This window comes from Kitasatospora sp. NPDC004723 (genome assembly GCF_040609255.1).
GTDB lineage: Bacteria > Actinomycetota > Actinomycetes > Streptomycetales > Streptomycetaceae > Kitasatospora.
Window position 1 is genome coordinate 97429 of record NZ_JBEXJT010000014.1, and the last position, 20194, is coordinate 117622.

Consider the following 20194-nt stretch of genomic DNA (forward strand, 5'->3'; position numbering starts at 1 on the left):
GTCGTCCGGCCTTCCACCTGTGGCACACTCGGGTCCCATGAGCACGGCCCCGCTCCCCAGGACGCTGCGCGCGGCGATCTTCGCCGCGCTGCTCGTGCTGCTCGCGGGCCTCGGCCAGGTCCTGGTCACCGGCCGTCCGCTGGCGCTCGGCACGCTCGCCCTGGCCGGCGCCGCCGTCTTCACGGTGGCCTTCGCCCTGGCGGGCCGCGAGCGCGGCTACCGCTCGGTCGTGGCGGTGTTCCTGCCGCTGGAACTCGGGCTGAGCGCCCTGTTCGGCCTCGCCCAGGCGACCTGTCCCTCGCTGCCGCCCGGCACCGGCCGCGGCCTCGAACCGCTGCTCTGCGGCGGCGGCTCGCTCGGCGGGCTGCTGCTCGGCCACGGCCTCTCCCGGCCGCTCGGGCTGGTGGTGCTGCTGCTCCTGCACACCGCGCTCGCGCTGGCCGCCGCCGCCTGGCTGCGCGGTGCCGACGCCGCGCTGTGCGCTCTGGCCCGCTCGGTGCGGATCCTCGGCGACTTCGCGCAGCGCTTCGCCGCCTCGGCCGGCCGTCGGCTGCTGCTGCTCGCCGCCCCGCTGCCGGCCCGCCCGGTGGCCCGGGTGCCGTTCCCGCGCGCCAGCCGCGTGCGGGTGCCCGCCGAATCCGTCGTCCTGCGCCCCGCCGTCCGGCGCGGCCCGCCGGTTCTCGCGCCGGCCCGCTGAGCAGAGCCGCGGCGATCAGCCGCGAGGTCCTCGGCCGGCCGTGCCGCCCAGCGCCCGCACGCCGTTCCACGAGCACCAGGACGACCTTTCCCATGAGCACCTCCCCCGAGAAGTCCCCGAAGACCCCCAAGACCACCAAGGCCACCGCCGCCGCCGACCGCAAGGCCGCCCGCCGGGCCGCCACCGAGCGGATGCGCGAGCAGCGCGAGCGCGCCGACCGGTCCGCCCGGATCCGCCGCCGCGTGGTGGTCGGCGCCGCCTCCGCCGCCGTGCTCGCCCTGGTGGCGGGCGTGGCCTTCGCCGTCGGCGGCTCCTCCGGCTCCGGCGACGCCGCGGCCTCCGGCCCGCTGGTCGTGCCGGCCAATACCAGCGGCGCGGACGGCACCGTGATCACCTACGGCAAGGCCGACGCCCCGCACACCCTGGAGGTCTACGAGGACTTCCGCTGCCCGTACTGCGAGCAGCTGGAGACCACCACCGGCCCGACCGTCCAGCAGCTCGCCGACGCCGGCACGTACAAGATCGAGTACCACCTGGCGACCTTCCTCGACCAGGGCCTGGGCGGCAAGGGCTCGCGCACCGCGCTGGCCGCCGCCGGCGCGGCGCTGAACGAGGGCGTGGACAAGTTCAAGCAGTTCCACGACGTGCTCTACGCCAACCAGCCGGACGAGCGCGACGACGCCTTCTCCGACGTCAACCACCTGCTCGACCTGGCCGGCAAGGTCCCGGGCCTGAAGACCGACGGCTTCGTCAAGGCGGTCCAGGAGGGCACCTACGTGCCGTGGGCGGTGCAGGTGAACAAGGACTTCGACAAGAGCGGCGTGACCGGCACGCCGACCGTCCGCCTGGACGGCCAGAAGCTGGACGTCTTCGCGGGCGGCGTGCCCGCCTCGCCCGAGAAGTTCACCGCGATGGTCAAGCAGGTGACCGGATGACCGCCCCCGTCACCCGCCGCACCTACGGCGCGAGCCGCCCGTACGCCCTGCTGCTGGTGATCGGCGGCGCGCTGGGGCTGTTCGCCTCGGCCGTCCTCACGCTGGACAAGATCCGGCTGCTGAAGGACCCGTCGTACGTCCCGAACTGCAATATCAATCCGATCATCAGCTGCGGCTCGGTCATGCGCAGCGACCAGGCCGAGGCCTTCGGCTTCCCGAACTCGCTGCTCGGCCTCGTCGGGTTCGCGGTGGTGCTCGCGGTCGGCGCCGGGCTGCTGGCCGGCGCGTCCTACCGGCGCTGGTTCTGGCTGGGCCTGCAGGCCGGGACGGTGTTCGGGATCGGCTTCGTGACCTGGCTGATGTACCAGGCGCTGTACCGGATCGGGGCGCTCTGCCCGTACTGCATGGTCGTGTGGGCGGCGATGATCCCGCTGTTCTGGTACACCACGCTGCACAACCTGCGCTCGGGGATCATCCCGGTGCCGCGCGGCCTGCGCCCGGCGGTGCGGGAGGCGGCGCGCTACCACTGGGTGGTGCCGGCGCTCTGGTACGCGGTGATCGTGCTGCTGGTCCTCAAGCGGTTCTGGTACTACTGGTCCACACTGATCTGAGACCCCTGACCTCCACCGCCGCCCGCCTCCGCAGCCACCTCGGCCCGGGGGCGGGCGCACCCCGATTCCGGGCGAGGCGCCGATGTCGAAGATCGTCCTTTTCATGTCCGTCTCGCTGGACGGCTGCTTCGAGGGACTGGACCGGGACATCTCCTGGAACCGCGTCGACGAGGAGGTGCACCGCTACCTCAACGCCGAGCTGGGCCGGATGGGCGGTTTCGTCTCCGGCCGGATCACCCACCAGCTGCTGGCCGACTTCTGGCCCGACGCCGACCGCGGCCCGGCCGTCGAACCCTGGATCGCCGAGTTCGCCCGGATCTGGCGGGCGATGCCGAAGACGGTCTTCTCCCGCACCCTGCGGCAGGCCGACTGGAACACCACCGTGCTCCCCGAGGTCACCCCGGAGGCGGTCGCCGCGCTCAAGGCGGCCACCACCGGGGACCTCGCCCTCGGCGGCGCCGGCCTGGCCGCGACCTTCCGCGCCCTCGACCTGGTCGACGAGTACCACCTGCTGATCCACCCCGTGCTGCTCGGGCGCGGCCACCGGCTGTTCCCCGCCGACGGCCCGCCCGAGGACCTGGAGCTGCTGACCACCCGCGTCTTCGGCAACGGGGTGGTCCTGCTGCGCTACGCCCGGGCGGCGGCCCGCGGCGCGAACTCGTAGGCGGCGACCTCGGCCAGCAGCGCGGCACGGCGGTCCTCGTCCAGGAACGAGGCGTGGAAGGAGTTGGCGGCCAGCAGCCGCAGCGTCTCGTCCGCCAGGCCGAGCGCGTCGGCGAGGGCGTCGTAGTTGTCCCCCGCGTAGCCGCCGAAGTAGGCCGGGTCGTCGGAGTTGACGGTGGCCAGCAGGCCGGCGTCGAGGATGGCGGGCAGCGGGTGGTCGGCGAGGGTGTCGATGCAGCGCAGCCGGACGTTGGAGAGCGGGCAGAGGGTGAGCGGGATCCGCTCGCGGACCAGCCGCTCGACCAGCGCCGGGTCCTCCAGGCAGCGCAGGCCGTGGTCGATCCGCTCCACGCCGAGCACGTCCAGCGCCTCGGTGATGTACGCGGCCGGGCCCTCCTCGCCGGCGTGGGCGACCCGGTGCAGGCCGGCCTCGGCGGCGAGCCGGTAGACCTCGCGGAACTCGGCCGGCGGGTGGCCGACCTCGGCGGAGTCCAGCCCGATGCCGGTGATCCGGCCGCCGAACCAGGGGCGGGCGGCCTCGAAGGTCTCCAGCGCGGACTCGGCGGACTCGTCCCGCAGGAAGCACATGATGAGCCGGGTGCTGATGCCGTGCCGCTCCTCGCTGCGGTCCAGCGCCCGGCCGAGGCCGTCCACGACGACGGACAGCGGCACCCCGCGCGCGGTGTGCGCCTGCGGGTCGAAGAAGATCTCGGCGTGCCGCACCCCCTGCTCGGCCGCCCGGGCCAGGTAGGCCTCGGCGAGCTCGGCGAAGTCCTGCTCGGTCCGCAGCACGGCCATCAGCGCGTAGTACAGGTCGAGGAAGGACTGCAGGTCGGTGAAGGCGTAGGCGCGCCGCAGCTCCTCGGTGTCCGCGTACGGCAGGGTGACGCCGTTGCGGGCGGCGAGCGCGAAGGCGAGCTCGGGCTCCAGGGTGCCTTCGATGTGCAGGTGCAGTTCGGCCTTGGGGAGGGGCATCGGTGCCTGTCCGGGAGAGCGGTACGAATACGAAGTGGTCATCCTACTTTTTCGCCTCCGCCGACCACGCATCGGGCAGGTCACGCACCCGCCGCAGCGGCGAGGCGATCAGCAGCCCGGCCGAGGCCGTCAGCAGCGCGATCGTGATCCACATCGCCGGACGCAGCCCGAGCACCTCCCCCAGGACGCCGCCGGTCACCGCACCGAGCGGGATGGTCGCCTGGTTGGCCGCCATCGAGGTGGCCACCACCCGGCCGAGCAGCTCGGGCGGCGCGTAGCGCTGGCGGAAGCTGCCGATCACGACGTTGGCGAGCACCACGCCGGCCACCATCACCGCCAGCCCCGCCGCGTACAGCAGCACCCCGGCGCCGGGCCGGGCGCTCGGCAGCAGCAGGCCGAACGGGGTGACGGTGAGCAGGGCGAGCAGCACGCCGCGCGCCGTCCCGTACCGCCGGGTGACCGGGCGGACGAGCGCGGCGCCGGCCACCCCGCCCAGCGCGCCGGCGGCGCCCAGCCAGCCGACCGCCGCGGGGGCCACGCCCAGCTCCTCGACCAGGAAGAGCACCGACACCGCCTGGTAGCCGGCCAGCGCGAGGTTGGCGACCGCCCCGTAGCGCAGCAGCGCGCCCAGGTACGGGTCGCGGCGGACGAAGGCCAGCCCCTCGCGGACCCGGCGGCCGAGCGGGGCCGGGTCGGCCGCCGGGGCCTGGGCCCGCCGGTCGCGGATCAGCAGCAGCGCCGCGGCGGCGGCCAGGAAGCTCACCGCGTCGACCAGCAGTCCGGTGGCGGCGCCGAAGGCCTGCACGGTGAGCCCGGCCACGCCCGGCCCGGCGACCTGGGCGGCCGAGGCACCGCCCTGGAGCTTGGCGTTGCCCTCGGTGAGCCGCTCGGGGTGCAGCAGATCCGGCAGGTAGGCCTGGTGGCCCGCGCTCAGGAAGACCGCCGCGGTGCCCGCGAGCAGCGCGACCACCATCAGCTGGGCGAGGGTCAGCACGCCGAACAGGGCGGCGGCCGGCACCGAGGCGTACAGCGCCGCCGAGACCAGGTTGGCCCGGACCAGCACGGTGCGCCGGCGCCACCGGTCGATCCAGACCCCGGCCGGCAGGCCGATCAGCAGCCAGGGCAGCCAGACGGCGGCGCTCAGCAGCCCGGCCGCGAGCGGTCCGGCGTCCAGCGCGACCACCGCGACCAGCGGCAGGGCGACGGCGGTGACGGCGGAGCCGAGGCGGCTGACCGTCTCGCCCGCCCAGAGCAGCCGGAAGTCGCGGCTCGCGAACAGCCCGGCGGGTAACCGGGGGGCGTCCCGCAGCTCGGTGTCCGTCATGGCCGGGCCGGGACGCTGTGGGCGAAGGCGAAGACCGATTCCCGTTCGCGGCCGTCCTCGGGGACCGGCCGGTCGGCCCACCGGGCCAGCACCGCGACCAGTTCGCCGGCCAGCTCGCGGGCCTCCTCCGGGGTGAGCCGCAGCCAGGTCTCGGTGGCCACGGCGCAGCCCTCCCGCCAGGGCCCGGGGTAGTCGTGCCGCGCCGCGGACCAGCCGCGCACCAGGGCGGCCTGGCGCTCCAGCTGGAGCGAGCCGGCCGCGTCGGCGACGGCCTCGCCGACCGGGTCGCCGGCGAAGTCGGCGCGCCGCCAGCGCGGGGTGCCGGCGGTCGGGCGCCACCAGCGTTCGCGGCGGTCGCGCGCCCGCTCGGGGGCCTCCTCGACGAGGTCGGCGCCGGCCAGCACCTTGAGGTGGTGGCTGACGCTGCCGACGGCCTGGCCGGTGCGTTCGGCGAGCAGGCCGACGGTGGCGGGGCCGTCCACCGCGAGCAGGTCCAGCAGGCGGCGGCGGACGGGGTGGGCGAGGGCGGCCAGGACGCGGGAGTCGGCGATCTGCCGGACGCCGTCCGGGCCGGATTCGGTGGGTCGGGTCATGCGGCGAGAGTATCCACAAGAACCCTTGCGCAACAGCCCTTGTACGAGAGTTCTTGTCCATTCCGGAGGCCGCCGGACGCGTACCGGAGGGGCTGGCGGGGCACCGGGTACTCGGGGGGTTTCCGGTTCCCGCCGAGGAGGGAGTGGACATGCGGCACCCCGACGCCCCGCACACCAGGCCCGAGGGCATCTCCCCGCACGCCCTGGACAACGACACCCTGGTGCACGAGCTGGAGCAGCTGCACCGGACCAGGCACGAGACCTTCCTGTACGGCTCCGAGGAGGCGCTCAAACGGCACACCCTGCGCACCGGGCAGCTGGAGGCCGAGTACCTGCACCGCTTCCCCAACCGCCTGGTCACCGCCGGCCGGACCAGGGCCGGCGCCCGCGCCCGAGCGGCGGCGGTCCGGGCGGAGGCGCTGCCGCACTAGGGACCGCGGACCACCGCCCGGCGGGACACGCCGGGCGGTGTCGGGGTGCCCCGGCGCGGGCGGTGGGCGAGGGTGGGAGGACCGACACGTCCCCACTCCGCGCACCCCCGGGAGGGCCCCGATGTCCATCGCAAGCGTGAACCCCGCGACCGGCGAGACCCTGGAGACCTTCGAACCCCTGGACGCGGCCGGCCTCGAACAGCGGCTGGCCCGCGCCGAGGCGGCCTTCCGGACGTACCGCACCACGTCCTACGCCCAGCGCGCCGGCCTGCTGCGCCGCGCCGCCGACCTGCTCGACCGGGAGCGGGAGACCGTCGCACGGACGATGACCGAGGAGATGGGCAAGCCGCTCACCGCGGCCCGCGCCGAGGCCGCCAAGTGCGCCAGGGCGATGCGCTGGTACGCCGAGAACGCCGAGGCGCTGCTCGCCGACGAGCACCCGGAGCCGGCCGACGTCGCCGACTCCGGGGCGGCCCGCGCGTACGTGCGGTACCGGCCGCTGGGCGTGGTCCTGGCGGTGATGCCCTGGAACTTCCCCTTCTGGCAGGTCGTGCGGTTCGCCGCGCCCGCGCTGATGGCCGGCAACGTCGGCCTGCTCAAGCACGCGTCCAACGTGCCGCGCACCGCGGTGGCGCTGGAGGAGCTGTTCCGCCGGGCCGGCTTCCCGGAGGGCTGCTTCCAGACCCTGCTGATCGGCTCGGGCGCGGTGGAGGGCGTGATCCGCGACCCCCGGGTGGCCGCCGTGACGCTCACCGGCAGCGAGCCGGCCGGCCGGGCGGTCGCGGCCACGGCGGCCGACGAGGTGAAGAAGGCCGTCCTGGAGCTGGGCGGCAGCGACCCGTTCGTCGTCCTGCCGAGCGCGGACCTGGACGCCGCCGTCGCCACCGCCGTGACGGCGCGCTCGCAGAACAACGGGCAGTCCTGCATCGCCGCCAAGCGGTTCATCGTGCACACCGAGGTCTACGACCGGTTCACCGCCGCGTTCACCGAGGCCATGCGGGCGCTTCGGGTCGGCGACCCGATGGACGAGGCCACCCAGGTCGGTCCGCTGGCCAGCCGGCAGGGGCGGGACGACCTGGCCGGGCTGGTCGACGACGCGCGGGCGCACGGGGCCGGGGTGGAGTGCGGCGGGCGCCGCCCGGAGGGCCTGGACGCGCGGGGCCTGGACGGCGGGTGGTTCTACGAGCCGACCGTGCTCACCGGCATCACGCCGGGGATGCGGATCCACCACGAGGAGACCTTCGGCCCGGTCGCCACGGTCTACCGGGCCGACGATCTGGACCACGCGGTCGCGCTGGCCAACGACACCCCGTTCGGCCTCAGCTCCAACGTCTGGACGGAGGACCCGGCCGAGCAGGACCGGTTCGTGCGGGACATCCAGGCGGGCGGGGTGTTCTTCAACGGCATGACGGCCTCGCACCCGGCCCTGCCGTTCGGCGGCGTCAAGCGCTCCGGATTCGGCCGCGAGCTGTCCGGACACGGCATCCGGGAATTCTGCAACATCACCACGGTCTGGGTGGCGTAGTACGCGCGCCGTCCGCGCCCCCGGCCGGGGCCGTGCGCCCCGGCCGGATCCGGCCAAGTTTCCGGACAGACGATTGATCCGCTTTGTCCGAATCCTCGGCCACCGGCGCGCGAGACGGACCGGACCGGCCTTCACATCACACGGATACGCCCTCCACGAAATCCCTTCGTTGACAAACCGGCGGAAAAATTCTGCTCATATAAATAAAAGCTGAACTGATTCATTACGGATGGCCGAACGATGGCACATCCCGAACGGCGAGAACTCGACGGCGGCGCATTTCCGGATAGCTTCTGGGACGACCGGCCGGAGGGGTCGGTCACCACGGGAAGGAAACGCGATGAAGCTCCTCAAGCGCGCCGCTGCCCTCGCCGCCTCGGCGGCCGTCCTGGCCGGCGGCACGACCGTCCTGAACGCCACCCCGGCGGCCGCCGCCACCGAGATCACCCTCCAGAACGTCGCCACCGGCCGCCTCCTGGACAGCAACGGCAACGGCAACGTCTACACGCTCCCCGGCAACGGCGGCTCGTACCAGCGTTGGTACGCCAACGACCTGGGCAACAACACCTTCACCCTGCAGAACAAGGCCACCGGCCTGTTCCTGGACAGCAACGGCAACGGCAACGTCTACGCCCTGGGCGGCAACGGCGGCAGCTACCAGAAGTGGGTGAAGCGGGCCTCCACCTACGGCAGCACCTACCAGAACCTGGCCACCGGCCTGTTCCTGGACAGCAACGCCAACGGGAACGTCTACACCCTGGGCGGCAACGGCGGCTCGTACCAGCAGTGGCGCTGATCATCCATCAGGTCGAAGAATCATCGGTTCATGTCAATGATGTGACTGTTCATCACCCGTGAACTGCACCTTCGTCGACCAAGAACTGCCCTCCCCGGCGCCTCGATCGCCGGGGAGGGCTGCGCCATGCTACGGTGCCGGGCCAGGGGCCTGTGCCCGGCGGCGTTCGCTCACGGCCGAACCGGCCCGCCACCCCGGGCCGCCGACCAGAATCGGCCGCAAGACCACTCGCACCCGGAACGACGGGGATGTTCAGTGACAATTAGTACACTCACATCAGCACTCCACCGCAGGACGGAGGGTGACGAACCGTCGGTCCTGTTATCCCCCGCCGATCGGCGGGTGCGGTTCATCCCCTGGGCGGTCGCCCTCGCACTGTTCCTGGTTTACGCGTTCTTCACCGTCCGCCGTCACGACCTGCTGCTCACCAGCGGGTACGACCTCGGAATCTTCGAACAGGGCGTGCGCGGCTACGCCGAGGGCCGCGGCCCGATCGTCGAACTCAAGGGCCCCGGCTTCAATCTGCTGGGTGATCACTTCTCCCCCGTCCTCGCCGCCCTCGCCCCGTTCTACTGGATCTGGCCCTCGGCCAAGACCCTGCTGCTGGCGCAGTCCGCCCTGGTGGCCGTCGCCGCCGTACCGATCTGCCGCTGGGCGCAACGCGGCGCCGGGACGGCCGTCGCGCTGGCCGCCGGCCTCGGTTACGGGTTCTCCTGGGGGCTCGCCTCGGCGCTCGGTTTCGACTTCCACGAGATCACCTTCGCGGTGCCGCTGATCGCCTTCGCGGTCTGCGCGCTCGGCGAGCGGCGCTGGCTCGCCGCCGCCCTCTGGTCCGCGCCGCTGGTGCTGGTCAAGGAGGACCTCGGCATCACCGTGGCCGCCGTCGGCGCCTACATCCTGTGGCGCGGCGACCGCCGGGTCGGCGCGGCCACCGTGCTGTTCGGCATCGGCGCCTCGCTGCTCGAACTCCTGGTGCTGCTGCCGGCGATGAGCCCCGGGGGCAGCTTCGCGTACTGGGACAACCTGAGCGGCGGCTCGGGCGGCCGGAACCTGCTCACCCTGCCGCTCGACCTGATCACCCCGGGCGAGAAGGTCACCACCGTCCTGCTGCTGCTCGCGCCGACCCTCCTGCTGGCCGCCCGTTCACCGCTGATGATCGTCGCGCTGCCCACCCTCGGCTGGCGGCTGCTCTCCAACAACCCGGCCTACTGGGGCACCAGTTACCACTACAGCGCGGTGCTGATGCCGATCGTCTTCGCGGCCTTCGTGCACGTCCTGGTGATGGCGCGGGAGCGGGACGGCGTGCTGCCCAGGTGGCTCGCCCGGGCCGCGCCGCCGGTCAGCGCGGTGATCACCCTCGCGCTGCTGCCCGGGTTCGCGTTCAGCCAGTTGTTCACCCTCGAGCTGTGGCGCACGCCGGCCCGGGTCGAGGCGGCCCGGTCGGTGCTGGCCACCATCCCGGACGACGCCCGGGTCGCCGCCTCCAACCGGCTGGTGCCGCAGCTGACCAACCGCTGCGAGGTCATCGTGTTCGGCTGGCCGCAGAACTGGTCGAGCGCCGAGTGGATCGTGGTCGACGAGGACCAGCCGATGGGCTGGCCGCTGCCGCCCGACAAGGAGCGCGAGGAGGTCGCCAGCGTCAAGCGCAGCGGCTACCGGGTGGTCCGCAGCGACCACGGCATCACGCTGCTGCGACGCACACCCGACGCCGCCGCGGTGGCGGCCGAGCCGCCCGCGCCCGGGACACCCGAAGCCGGTACGCCCACGCCCGGTACGCCCACGCCCGGTACGCCCGCGCCCGGGACACCCGAAACCGGTACGCCCGGAGCCGGCTGACCCGCCGCCCCGGGCCGGGCACGCACCGGCCCGGGGCGGGTCCCCGGGCCGTCCGCCCGCCTCCGAACCAGCCCCCGTCTCCGACCAGTTCAGGGATCCCGTGCCAGTCGAAACCGGGCTCAGCCCGTCCACCCGCGCGAACCGGCCGCTGCTGCCGCGCGCCGCCCGTCCGTCCACGCCCGGCAGCACCGGCCCGCTCACCGGGCGCCGGACCGCCGTGCTGACCCTGCTCTGCTTCGCCGTGACCGCGGCCTGCGGACTCCAGCAGTGGTCGGCGGTCCTGCTCGGCGGCTTCGACCTCGGGATCTTCCACCAGGGCGTGGCCGGGTACGCGGACTTCGGCCTGCCGATCTCCCCGGTCAAGAGCTACCACCACGAGTTCCCGCCCGGCTTCTCGCTGCTGGGCGACCACTTCTCGCCGATCCTGGCCGCGCTCGCCCCGCTGTACTGGCTCTGGGAGGACCCGCGCACGCTGATCCTCGGCCAGGCATTACTGCTCGCCGCCGGCGTGCCGCTGATCCGCCGGATCGCGGTGCACTGCTTCCCCCGCCCGGCCGGCGGCACCGGGGCAACCGGGGCGACCGGGGAGAGCACGGAGGGCGACGCCGGTGCGGACGAGGCCGGGGAGGGCGAGGCCGCGCACACCCGCGCCGTCCGCCTGGTCGCCGACCTGGCCGGCCTGGCCTACGGCCTGGGCTGGCCGCTGCTGGCCGCCGGGCGCGGCGGCTTCCACGAAGTCGCCTTCGCCGTCCCGCTGACCCTGCTGATGCTCGAACGCGGCCTCGCCCGCCGCTACGGCACCGCCGCCCTCGCCGCCGCCCTGCTCTGCCTCACCAAGGAGGACCTCGGCCTGCTGGTCGGCGTCTACGGCCTCGTCCTGCTCTGGCGCAGCCGCCCGCGCGGCGACCGCCGGGGCGAGCGGGCCGGGGACCGGCACGGCCTCGCCTACGGCGCCGGTCTGCTGATCGGCGGCCCGCTGGCCTCCGCGCTGGCGATCGGCTGGCTGATCCCCGCGATGGGCGGACAGCCGGACTACTACTGGGTGTACGGCCCGATCGGCCCGGACGCCGGAACCGCGTTCGGCAACCTGCTCCGCGACCCGCTGCTGCTCTTCGAGGTCGCCACCAACGCCACCATCAAGCCGCTGCTGCTGCTCTGGCTGTTCGGCACCCTGCTGCTGCTGCCGCTGCGCTCCGCGACCACGCTCTGCCTGCTGCCGCTGCTCGCCGAGCGCGTGCTGTCCGACAACCCCAACCACTGGTCGATCGCCCACCACTACGACGCCCTGCTCTGGCCGGTGCTGCTCACCGCCTGCCTGGAGGTGCTCGGCCGCCTGTACGCCCGGGGCGGGACGCACCGCCGCGCCGCCTACGGCCTGGGCGCGGTGGTGGTGGCGGGCTCGCTGGTGTGCAGCCTGCTGCTGGGCGGGCTCAGCCTGCTCACACCGAGCTCCTGGCGGCCGTCGGCGAGCAACGCCGCCCTGGTCCGGGGCGCCGCGCAGGTCCCGGACGGCGCACTGGTGGAGGCCGACAACCAGGTGGTGCCCCGGCTGGTCGGCCGCACCGACGTCGTCCTGGTGGACGCCACACCGCGCGGACGCGACTACGTCCTGATCCGCTCCGACACCCGGACCTTCCCGTTCCAGACCTCGGACGAGCAGGCCGACCGGATCGAGCTGCTGCTCGCCCACGGCTACCGGCAGGTCTGGGCCGAGGACGGGGTGGTACTGCTGCACCGCGAGAGCGACGAGCCGGTCCCGGGCGAGGCGGTCCCCGGCGAGGACAGCACGCCGGTCAAGGAGATCGTCCCCTCGGACGTCGGCCACAACCTGTTCAAGGGCTGAGAACGCGCCGTTGTCCCCGGCCGTTCGGCACGGCCGGGGACAACGGCTGCGGGTGGGGTCAGACGGCCACCCGGTGCCGGGCCGGGAGGGACGTCCGCCAGCGCACGAACATGCCGGCCAGGGCGAGCAGGGTGGCGCCCCAGACGATGCTGAAGATCACCAGCATCGGCAGCCAGACCACCTGGGAGGCGACGGCGCCGAGGCCGAGCGAGAGGCCGACCATGAAGACGACGGCCGTCGGGGAGAGGCTGCACAGCCAGTGCAGGGCCCGGTGCGCCCGGCTCGGGTGCTCCGGCGCGCCGGGGCCGGTGTCCAGGGCCTTGTAGGTGATGAGATCCATCGGGAATCGCCTCCGGGGGCGTCAGGGGAGGTCACGGGGCCTTCCGAGGTCACGAGGCCTTCCGGGGAGTGGCGGACTTCCGGGTCGTGGTCTTCTTCGCGGCGGCCTTGGTGGTCTTCCCGGCCGCCGTGGTCTTCTTCGCCGTGGCGCGCTTGCGCGGGGCGGGCGCCGTCTCCGCCGACGCCTCCGCCGCCCCGGTGTCCTCCGCCTCCTCGGCACGGGTGCGGCCCGGGTGGGCGTCCTTGGCCTGCCGCAGGCTGCTGCGCAGCGCCTCCATGAGGTCGATGACGTTGTCCGGCGCCGCTCCCGCCTCCTCCTCGTGCGGCACCTCGACGCCCTGCAGCCGCGCCTCGATCACCTGCTGGAGCGCCTGCTGGTAGTCGTCGTGCAGCTGGTCGAGGTCGAAGTCCTCGGACAGCGTCTCCATCAGCGAGCGCGCCATCTTCAGCTCCTGCGGCCGCACCGTGACGTGTTCCTCGGGCGCGATGCCGGCCGCCGGGCGGACCTCGTCGGGCCAGATGCAGGTCTGGAGCACCAGGGTGCCGTCGTGCACCCGCAACACCGCCGGAGACTCCCGGGTGCGCAGCGCGATCTTGGTGACGGCGATCTGCCCGGACTCGACGAGGGCGTCGCGCAGCAGCGCGTAGGGCTTGGCGGCGGCCTTGTCGGCGACGCCGACGTAGTAGGCCTTGGAGAACATCAGCGGGTCGATCTCGCGCTCGTCGACGAAGGCCAGCACGTCGATGATCTTCTTGCTGGGCAGCGGGAGGTCCGCGAGGTCCTCGTCGGTGAGGGTGACGGTCCGGCCGTCCGGCGACTCGTAGCCCTTGGCGATCTCCGTGTACGGGACCTCCTTCTCCTCCTGCTCGCAGTACCGCTTCATGCGTACCCGGCCGCCGTCCCTGGCGTGCACCTGGTGCAGGGGGACGTCGTGCTCCTTCGTCGCGGAGTACAGGTGGACGGGGATGGAGACCAGGCCGAAGCTGATCGTCCCCTTCCAGGTGGTCTGCATGGGGTCGCTCCTTCCCGGAGCCGTCCCGGCGGTTCGCGCTGGCCGGGGCGCCCGGCCCCGGAGGATTCCACTCTGCCCGGGTTTGCCCCGTTCGGCCACAGGATGCCCGCCGGGGCGGCCTTCGCGGGCCGGCCCGGCGGACAATGGACGGCGGGGCCCGGGTAGCGGCGCAGGGGCGGGGGCGGAGGTGGGCGCATGGCACGGAGCACCGGAGCGGCCCCGCCGCCGGCCGCGACGACGTACCGGGTGCGGTACGCGCTGGCCGGCACGGCGGGGGTGCGGCAGACCGAGGTCACCGTGCTGCCCGGGTACTCGCAGGAGGACGACATCCCGGCGATCCTGGCCGCCCGGCTCACCGGGCGGCCGACGGACGCGCGGCGGATCGTCCTGCTGGAGATCGCCGAGACCCAGGGGCGTGTCAGGCCTGGAGCGAGGCCAGCGTGACGATGGTGATGTCGGACGGCGCGCCGACCCGGACCGGCGGCCCCCAGGCCCCGGCGCCGCGCGTCACGTAGAGCTGGGTGTCGCCGTAGCGCTCCAGCCCGGCGACCGTGGGGTTGGGCAGCTTCGCGATCAGGTTGCCCGGCCAGAGCTGCCCGCCGTGGGTGTGACCGGAGAGCTGGAGGTCGACGCCGTGCCGGACCGCGTCGTGGATGGTGACCGGCTGGTGCGAGAGCAGGACGGCGGTGCGGGCCGGGTCGCGGTCGCCGAGCGCCCTGCCGAAGTCGGGGCCGTCGCCCTCCCGCTCCCCGGCGATGTCGTTGACGCCGGCGAGGTCGAAGCCGCCCAGCTCCACCCGGGCGTTGCGCAGCGGGTGGACGCCCAGCTCGCGGACGAAGTCCACCCAGGGCGCCGCGCCGGAGATGTACTCGTGGTTGCCGGTCACGAAGTACGCCCCGTCGCGGGCCCGCAGCTGCGCCAACGGTTCGGCGTCGCGGCCGAGTTCGGGCACCGTGCCGTCGACCAGGTCACCGACGATGGTGATCAGGTCGGGCTGCGCGCCGTTGATGGTGTCCACGATCCGCTGGGTGTGGGCGCGGCCGAGGATCGGGCCGAGGTGGATGTCGCTGACGACGGCGATCCGGTACCCGTGGGCGCGGGCCGGCAGCTTGGCGAGCGGGACGGTGACCTGCTTGAGCCGGGGTCCGCGCAGCACCCCGTAGGTGCCGGTGCCGACCACGGCAGCCGCCGCGCCGGAGGCGCCGATCGCGACCGCCCGGGCGACGAACAGCCGCCGCTCCGGGGAGGGGGCGGCGGTCCTTGACGGACCGTCATCCTCCGTCGCCGGAGCCGCTTCGGCAGCCTCCGCGCCCGTCGTGGTGTCGGCGGCATTCGGGGCATCGGCGGTGTTCGGGGCATCGGCGGCCGCCACGGCCGCGCCGGCCGGTACGGCACGCCGGGTCGGCAGGCGGAGCAGCAGCGGCCGCAGCAGTTCGCCGAGGCCGAGCGCGATCAGCAGGTAGAGCAGCACCGGCAGCCACAGGTAGCCCGGCCAGGCGAACCAGCGTTCGACCGCCATCGGGAACACCTTCCCGCCGATCAGCGCGCCGACCGAGAGCACCGGCAGGACGACGGCGAGCACCGTCCCGGCCCGGCGCCAGAGCCCGCCCGGTGCCGAGACGTCGCGCACCAGCCGGCGCCAGAGGTACCAGTGGACGACGGCCAGTAAGGCCAGGACGAGGAGGGCGCCGAGCACCACAAGGACGATCATCACGCGAAAAGTATGGACGGCCGCCTGACAAACCCCGCCGGAGGGCCCCAACTTGCTGCCACTGCGTCAGATTTGAGCTTTCCGCGAGGTCGTCGCACCTGCACTGACCTGGCCTTTTGCGTCCGCTCACCGAACACTTGGCGGCGCCTTGTTCCGATAGCCGGAGGTAGCGACTAGGTTGCACCGCAATGCGCGGATCCGTCCCCCACCCTCCGGCGTTCGAGCCGAGGGTCAGGCCGCGCCGGAAAGGCACAGGGCACCCTCACGATGCGTGCGGACATCACCACCCGGGCCGGATCCCCGTCGGCCGGCTCCTCCGTCTCCGGGCACGGCCGCGGCGGCGACGGCCACCTCAAGGCCGGGCTCAAGAACCGCCATCTGTCGATGATCGCCATCGGCGGCGTGATCGGCGCGGGCCTCTTCGTCGGTTCCGGCGCGGGCATCGCCGCCACCGGCCCCGGCATCCTGCTCTCCTACGCGCTGGCCGGTGTGCTGGTCGTCCTGGTGATGCGGATGCTCGGCGAGATGGCCGCGGCCGACCCGCAGAGCGGCTCCTTCTCGGCCTACGCGGACCGGGCGCTGGGCCGCTGGGCCGGGTTCACCATCGGCTGGCTGTACTGGTTCTTCTGGGTGGTGGTGCTGGCCGTCGAGGCCACCGCCGGCGCGAAGATCCTCAACAGCTGGATGCCGGGCGTGCCGCAGTGGGCGTTCGCGCTGATCGTGATGGCCGTGCTGACCGCGACCAACCTGGGCTCGGTCGCCTCCTACGGCGAGTTCGAGTTCTGGTTCGCCGGGATCAAGGTGGTGGCGATCGCCGCCTTCCTGGTGATCGGCACGCTGGCCGTGTTCGGCGTGCTGCCGGGCACCCACGCGGTCGGCGCCTCCAATCTGACCGGTCACGGCGGCTTCCTGCCGCACGGGGTGGGCGCGGTGTTCACCGGCATGCTGACCGTGGTCTTCGCCTTCATGGGCAGCGAGATCGTCACCCTGGCCGCCGGTGAGTCGGAGGACCCGGAGAAGGCGGTCAGCAAGGCGACCAACAGCGTCATCTGGCGGATCGGGATCTTCTACCTCGGCTCGATCCTGCTCGTGGTGACGCTGCTGCCGTGGGACTCCGCCGCCGTCAAGGGCAGCCCCTACGTCGCGGTGCTGGAGCACGTGGGCATCCCGGGCGCCGGCCGGGTGATGGATGTGATCGTGCTGACGGCCGTGCTGTCCTGCCTCAACTCGGGCATGTACACCGCCTCCCGGATGGCCTTCTCGCTGGGGCAGCGCGGCGACGCGCCGAAGGCCTTCGCGACGGTGACCAAGCGCGGCGTGCCGCGGGTGGCGATCCTCTCCTCGGTGGTGTTCGGCTTCGTGGCGGTGTTCTTCAACTACACCTCGCCCGACACCGTCTTCGCCTTCCTGCTGAACTCGTCCGGCGCGGTGGCGCTCTTCGTGTGGCTCGTGATCTGCTTCTCCCAGCTCCGGATGCGCCGGATCATCGAGCGCGAGTGCCCGGAGCGGCTGACCGTCCGGATGTGGCTGTACCCGTACCTCACCTGGACCGCGATCGGCATGATCGGGTTCGTGGTGTCGTACATGTTCACCGACGCCGACGGTCGGAAGCAGATGTACCTGTCGCTGGTCGCCGCGGGCATCGTGCTGGCGGCGTCGGCCGTGGTGGGCCGCCGGCGGCGGGCCGCGGCGGTGGCGTCGGCATCCTGAGCCGGCGCGCGGTACCGTCCGCGGAGACCGGGCCCGGGAGCCGTTGCGGAGGCTCCCGGGCCCGGCCCGTCTCCGGTGCCGCCCCCGTTCCCCGGCCCCTTCCGCCGCCGTCCCTGTTCCCCAGCCCCTTCCGGTGCCGTTCCGTGACGGGCCGGACATGATCCGGCGACCCCGCAGCCCCTACCCTTTCCCCTCATGCGAGATCTTGCGGCGGGGACGGGGTACCTGGCCAAGGGCCAGAAGTGGGTGGGGCGGCACGGCCGCTGGTGGGCGTTCGGGATGATCCCGGCGCTGATCACGCTGGCCGGCTACGCGGTGGCGCTGTTCCTCCTCGGCGGCTGGGCCGGGTCCATCGCCGAGTGGGCCACCCCGTTCGCCGACTCCTGGTCCTCCCTCTGGCAGGACCTGGTACGCACCACGCTCGCCGCGCTGCTCTTCGTCGGCGGGCTGCTGCTGTCCCTGCTCACCTTCACCGCGGTCACGCTGCTGGTCGGCCAGCCGTTCTACGAGGAGCTGTGCGCGAAGGTCGACGAGACCGAGGGCGGCGCACCGGCCCCGGCGGAGGTGCCGCTCTGGCGCGAGCTGGTGGTGGCGGCCCGGGACAGCCTCTTCGTCCTGGTGCGGGCCGGCGGCTTCGGCGTCCTGCTGTTCGCGGCCGGGTTCATCCCGGTGGTCGGGCAGACCGTGGTGCCGGTGCTGGGCTTCGCGGTCTCCGGCTTCTTCCTCACCCTGGAGCTGACCTCGGTCGCGCTGCAGCGGCGCGGGGTACCGCAGCGCGAGCGGCTGCGGCTGCTGCGCGGGCGGCTCGGGCTGGCCCTCGGCTTCGGCGTGCCGCTGGTGCTGGGGTTCCTGGTCCCGCTGGTGACGGTGCTCGCCATGCCGGGCGCGGTGGCCGGTGCCACCCTGCTGGCCCGCGACCTGGTGCCGGTGGAGGCCGGGCCGGCGGGCGAGGACGACGAGCAGGGGCCGGAGGCGGAGGCCGTCCCGGAGCTGCCGGAGTACCACGCGTTGCGGCCCGTGGCGGGCAACCCGTACGCCGGCGCCCCGCGGCCGGTGGAGCCCAACCCGTACCGGGGCGCGTGAGCGGACCGTCACCCTGCGTCGGGCCCGGCCCCGTCCGCGTGTGAGGCCCCCCACAGGGGCCGGGCGGTCTACTGCCGCCGATAGTGGACGCCTGCGCGGCGGGGCGCCGCCGGGGGTCCGCGGGGCACCCTCCGCCAGGTGGCGGTGCGGCCGGCCGGGCGGCGGCGGGCCGGAAGAACGCAGGCGGCGGGCCGGTTCGGGCCGCCCGTTCGCCGACGATCGCCGCGATCCGCCCCGCCATCCCTAAAAACGGACATATCCCTACGAAGCGCCCGCCCTCGGCCGGGCGCTTCGCCGTTCCGGCCGCTCGCTCCACTACCGCCCGTCGTAGCGGACGGCTTTGCCGCCCGTGCCGGGCTCTGCCAAGAATGGCCCGTCGCCAGGCAGCGCGGCCGGTTCCCCCGCCGCGTTTCCCGTCCCGCCCCGCCCTCCGTACCGGGGCACGCACCACGGCCGTCCCGTACGCCGCCGCGGGCCGCTCCCCCGAGCCGGCCCCGCACGATGCCCGGCGCCCGTGCCACCGCCCCGCCCGGGGCCGGCACGCCCCGACGGCCGGAGGGGCTCCGACGGAGCCCCGACGGCACCCCGACGGAAAAGGATCGTCCGCTCCATGCAGCTCAGCCATGCCCGCCGCAACTCGCTGATCACCGGCATCACCACGCTGGTGGTGGCGAGCGCGGCCACCGCCGCCCTCGCCATCCCGGACAGCGGGACCGCGGTCGCCGAGGCCCCCGCCGCCGCGGTGGTCGGCACCGCCGGCGACACCTCGGCGGACGCGCAGGCCGCCGCGGCGCAGGCACAGGCGGACGCCCAGGCCCAGGCCGACGCCCAGGCCGCCGCCGCTGCCGCGCAGGCCCAGGCCGAGGCGGACGCCGCCGCCCAGGCACAGGCCGCCGCGCAGGCGCAGGCCGAGGCCCAGGCGAAGGCCCAGGCGGACGCGAAGGCCAGGGCCGACGCCGAGGCCGCCGCCTCCCGCTCGCAGGAGCGCTCCGCCCTGAACAGCAAGCCGTCCTACTCCGGCAGCCCGCGCGAGATCGCCGCCCAGATCGTGCCGGCCGGCCAGCTCCAGTGCTTCAACAACATCGTGTCCCGCGAGAGCAGCTGGAACGTCACCGCCACCAACCCCTCCTCGGGCGCGTACGGCCTGGTCCAGGCGCTGCCCGGCTCCAAGATGGCCTCGGCCGGCGCCGACTGGCGCACCAACCCGGTCACCCAGATCAAGTGGGGCCTGAACTACATGAACTCCCGCTACGGCAGCCCGTGCGGCGCCTGGGCGTTCTGGCAGTCGCACCACTGGTACTGATCCGCCCTTCCACTCCCCCGGGCCCGCAGGCCACCGGCCTGCGGGCCGGCGGCGTTCCTGGCCGAAATCCTGATGGCCCCGGACGCCTCCCGGGCGGAAGAGTGGAGCCCATGGATCATGTGAGGCTCTCCGACGGGGTCGTCACGCTCACGCCGTTCGGGCCGGCGGACATCGACGCGCACCTGGCCGGCGAGGACGCGCTGCTGGTGCGGTGGCTGAACGGCGGGCCGAGCACCCGCGCGGGCGTCGAGGAGTACGTGCGGCGGTGCACCGCGCAGTGGGTGTACCGGGGGCCGGCCCGGGTGTTCGGGATCAGGACCGGGCCGGAGCCGGTGCTGGCGGGCACGATAGACCTGCGCTTCGCGATGCCGTGCCTCGGCCCGGGGCAGGTCAACATCGCGTACGGCCTCTACCCGGCCTGGCGCGGGCGGGGACTGGTGACCAGGGCGGTGCGCCTGGTGTGCGGGTACGCCGCGCAGGAGGGCGCGCGCGAGGGCGTGATCCGGGTCGACCCGGAGAACCTCGCCTCGGCGGCCGTGGCCCGGCGGGCCGGCTTCCGGTACGTCGGACACCTGCCGGAGCCACCCGGGATCCCGCTCGACCGGTACGTCCGCGAGCTGGCCGAGATACCCGCCGGGGCCAGGACGGCGGCTGCCCACGCGGTCTGAACGACCCCCGGCCGCGCCGACTGTTCCAAGGCCTGCCTCCGTCCGCGTCCCGCCGTGGTGACGCCTCCTGCCTGCCCGCCCGCCGGGCGCGGCGCGCGCCGGGGCGTGCGTCGGAACGGACGTCGTGACGTGGACGCA

General features: G+C 74.0%; 20 protein-coding genes. 14 read left to right on the plus strand and 6 right to left on the minus strand.

Annotation, left to right across the window (positions count from 1 at the left end; genetic code table 11):
- The first annotated feature begins 37 nt into the window (after positions 1–37).
- From ABZW10_RS16755 to ABZW10_RS16770, 4 genes are all read left to right on the plus strand, one after another.
- Complete coding sequence (locus tag ABZW10_RS16755) at positions 38–697, plus strand: hypothetical protein (RefSeq protein WP_355365440.1); 660 nt, start codon at positions 38–40, stop codon at positions 695–697.
- 92 nt (positions 698–789) lie between these two features.
- Positions 790–1632, plus strand: coding sequence for a thioredoxin domain-containing protein (locus tag ABZW10_RS16760; RefSeq protein WP_355365443.1), 843 nt, complete (start codon positions 790–792; stop codon positions 1630–1632).
- Positions 1629–2243: a vitamin K epoxide reductase family protein gene (locus tag ABZW10_RS16765; protein ID WP_355365446.1), complete on the plus strand. Its 615-nt coding sequence runs from the start codon at positions 1629–1631 to the stop codon at positions 2241–2243. Before ABZW10_RS16760 ends, ABZW10_RS16765 begins: the two co-directional genes overlap by 4 nt.
- An 82-nt stretch (positions 2244–2325) precedes the next feature.
- Entirely contained in the window at positions 2326–2907 is a 582-nt protein-coding gene (locus tag ABZW10_RS16770) for a dihydrofolate reductase family protein (protein WP_355365449.1), read from the plus strand.
- On the opposite strand, the gene ABZW10_RS16775 is transcribed toward ABZW10_RS16770, so the two are convergent.
- The 3 genes from ABZW10_RS16775 to ABZW10_RS16785 are packed head-to-tail and all read right to left on the minus strand — an operon-like array spanning position 2871 to position 5798.
- Complete coding sequence (locus ABZW10_RS16775) at positions 2871–3881, minus strand: adenosine deaminase (RefSeq protein ID WP_355365452.1); 1011 nt, start codon at positions 3879–3881, stop codon at positions 2871–2873. The two genes, ABZW10_RS16770 and ABZW10_RS16775, sit on opposite strands and share 37 nt — an antisense overlap.
- A 43-nt stretch (positions 3882–3924) precedes the next feature.
- Positions 3925–5205: an MFS transporter gene (locus ABZW10_RS16780; RefSeq protein ID WP_355365455.1), complete on the minus strand. Its 1281-nt coding sequence runs from the start codon at positions 5203–5205 to the stop codon at positions 3925–3927.
- On the minus strand, positions 5202–5798 hold the full coding sequence (locus tag ABZW10_RS16785; RefSeq protein ID WP_355365458.1) for a metalloregulator ArsR/SmtB family transcription factor: 597 nt from the start codon (positions 5796–5798) through the stop codon (positions 5202–5204). The genes ABZW10_RS16780 and ABZW10_RS16785 overlap by 4 nt, the downstream gene beginning before the upstream one ends.
- Before the next feature lie 149 nt (positions 5799–5947).
- On the opposite strand from ABZW10_RS16785, the gene ABZW10_RS16790 reads away from it, so the two are divergent.
- The 5 genes from ABZW10_RS16790 to ABZW10_RS16810 all read left to right on the plus strand — a co-directional run bounded on the left by ABZW10_RS16790 (position 5948) and on the right by ABZW10_RS16810 (position 12229).
- A complete protein-coding gene (locus ABZW10_RS16790) occupies positions 5948–6229 on the plus strand; it encodes a DUF6158 family protein (protein ID WP_355365461.1) in 282 nt (93 codons plus the stop codon).
- Between the two features lie 121 nt (positions 6230–6350).
- Positions 6351–7754: an NADP-dependent succinic semialdehyde dehydrogenase gene (locus ABZW10_RS16795; RefSeq protein WP_355365464.1), complete on the plus strand. Its 1404-nt coding sequence runs from the start codon at positions 6351–6353 to the stop codon at positions 7752–7754.
- A gap of 340 nt (positions 7755–8094) precedes the next feature.
- Positions 8095–8550: an RICIN domain-containing protein gene (locus ABZW10_RS16800; protein ID WP_355365467.1), complete on the plus strand. Its 456-nt coding sequence runs from the start codon at positions 8095–8097 to the stop codon at positions 8548–8550.
- Between the two features lie 342 nt (positions 8551–8892).
- Positions 8893–10386, plus strand: coding sequence for a DUF2079 domain-containing protein (locus tag ABZW10_RS16805; protein ID WP_355365470.1), 1494 nt, complete (start codon positions 8893–8895; stop codon positions 10384–10386).
- Positions 10387–10486: 100 nt separating this feature from the next.
- Complete coding sequence (locus tag ABZW10_RS16810; RefSeq protein WP_355365473.1) at positions 10487–12229, plus strand: DUF2079 domain-containing protein; 1743 nt, start codon at positions 10487–10489, stop codon at positions 12227–12229.
- Between the two features lie 58 nt (positions 12230–12287).
- Here the strand turns inward: ABZW10_RS16810 and ABZW10_RS16815 are convergent, their stop codons facing one another.
- Positions 12288–12569 (minus strand): hypothetical protein, encoded by a 282-nt coding sequence (locus ABZW10_RS16815; RefSeq protein WP_355365476.1) that lies wholly within the window; start codon positions 12567–12569, stop codon positions 12288–12290.
- A 49-nt stretch (positions 12570–12618) separates the two neighbouring features.
- Positions 12619–13581: a Ku protein gene (locus tag ABZW10_RS16820; protein WP_355365479.1), complete on the minus strand. Its 963-nt coding sequence runs from the start codon at positions 13579–13581 to the stop codon at positions 12619–12621.
- A 195-nt stretch (positions 13582–13776) separates the two neighbouring features.
- Here ABZW10_RS16820 and ABZW10_RS16825 point away from each other — a divergent pair, with 195 nt between their 5' ends.
- Positions 13777–14025 carry a hypothetical protein gene (locus ABZW10_RS16825; protein WP_355365482.1) on the plus strand — a complete coding sequence of 83 codons (249 nt, stop codon included), beginning with the start codon at positions 13777–13779 and terminating at the stop codon, positions 14023–14025.
- On the opposite strand, the gene ABZW10_RS16830 is transcribed toward ABZW10_RS16825, so the two are convergent.
- Positions 14000–15292 carry a metallophosphoesterase gene (locus tag ABZW10_RS16830; RefSeq protein WP_355365655.1) on the minus strand — a complete coding sequence of 431 codons (1293 nt, stop codon included), beginning with the start codon at positions 15290–15292 and terminating at the stop codon, positions 14000–14002. The genes ABZW10_RS16825 and ABZW10_RS16830 overlap by 26 nt on opposite strands.
- Before the next feature lie 267 nt (positions 15293–15559).
- Between ABZW10_RS16830 and ABZW10_RS16835 the strand changes: the two genes are divergently transcribed.
- From ABZW10_RS16835 to ABZW10_RS16850, 4 genes are all read left to right on the plus strand, one after another.
- On the plus strand, positions 15560–17002 hold the full coding sequence (locus ABZW10_RS16835; RefSeq protein ID WP_355365485.1) for an amino acid permease: 1443 nt from the start codon (positions 15560–15562) through the stop codon (positions 17000–17002).
- A 195-nt stretch (positions 17003–17197) separates the two neighbouring features.
- A complete protein-coding gene (locus ABZW10_RS16840) occupies positions 17198–18085 on the plus strand; it encodes an EI24 domain-containing protein (RefSeq protein WP_355365488.1) in 888 nt (295 codons plus the stop codon).
- 610 nt (positions 18086–18695) lie between these two features.
- Positions 18696–19388 (plus strand): transglycosylase SLT domain-containing protein, encoded by a 693-nt coding sequence (locus tag ABZW10_RS16845; protein WP_355365491.1) that lies wholly within the window; start codon positions 18696–18698, stop codon positions 19386–19388.
- 110 nt (positions 19389–19498) lie between these two features.
- Positions 19499–20056 (plus strand): GNAT family N-acetyltransferase, encoded by a 558-nt coding sequence (locus ABZW10_RS16850; RefSeq protein ID WP_355365494.1) that lies wholly within the window; start codon positions 19499–19501, stop codon positions 20054–20056.
- The last annotated feature ends 138 nt before the right edge of the window (positions 20057–20194 follow it).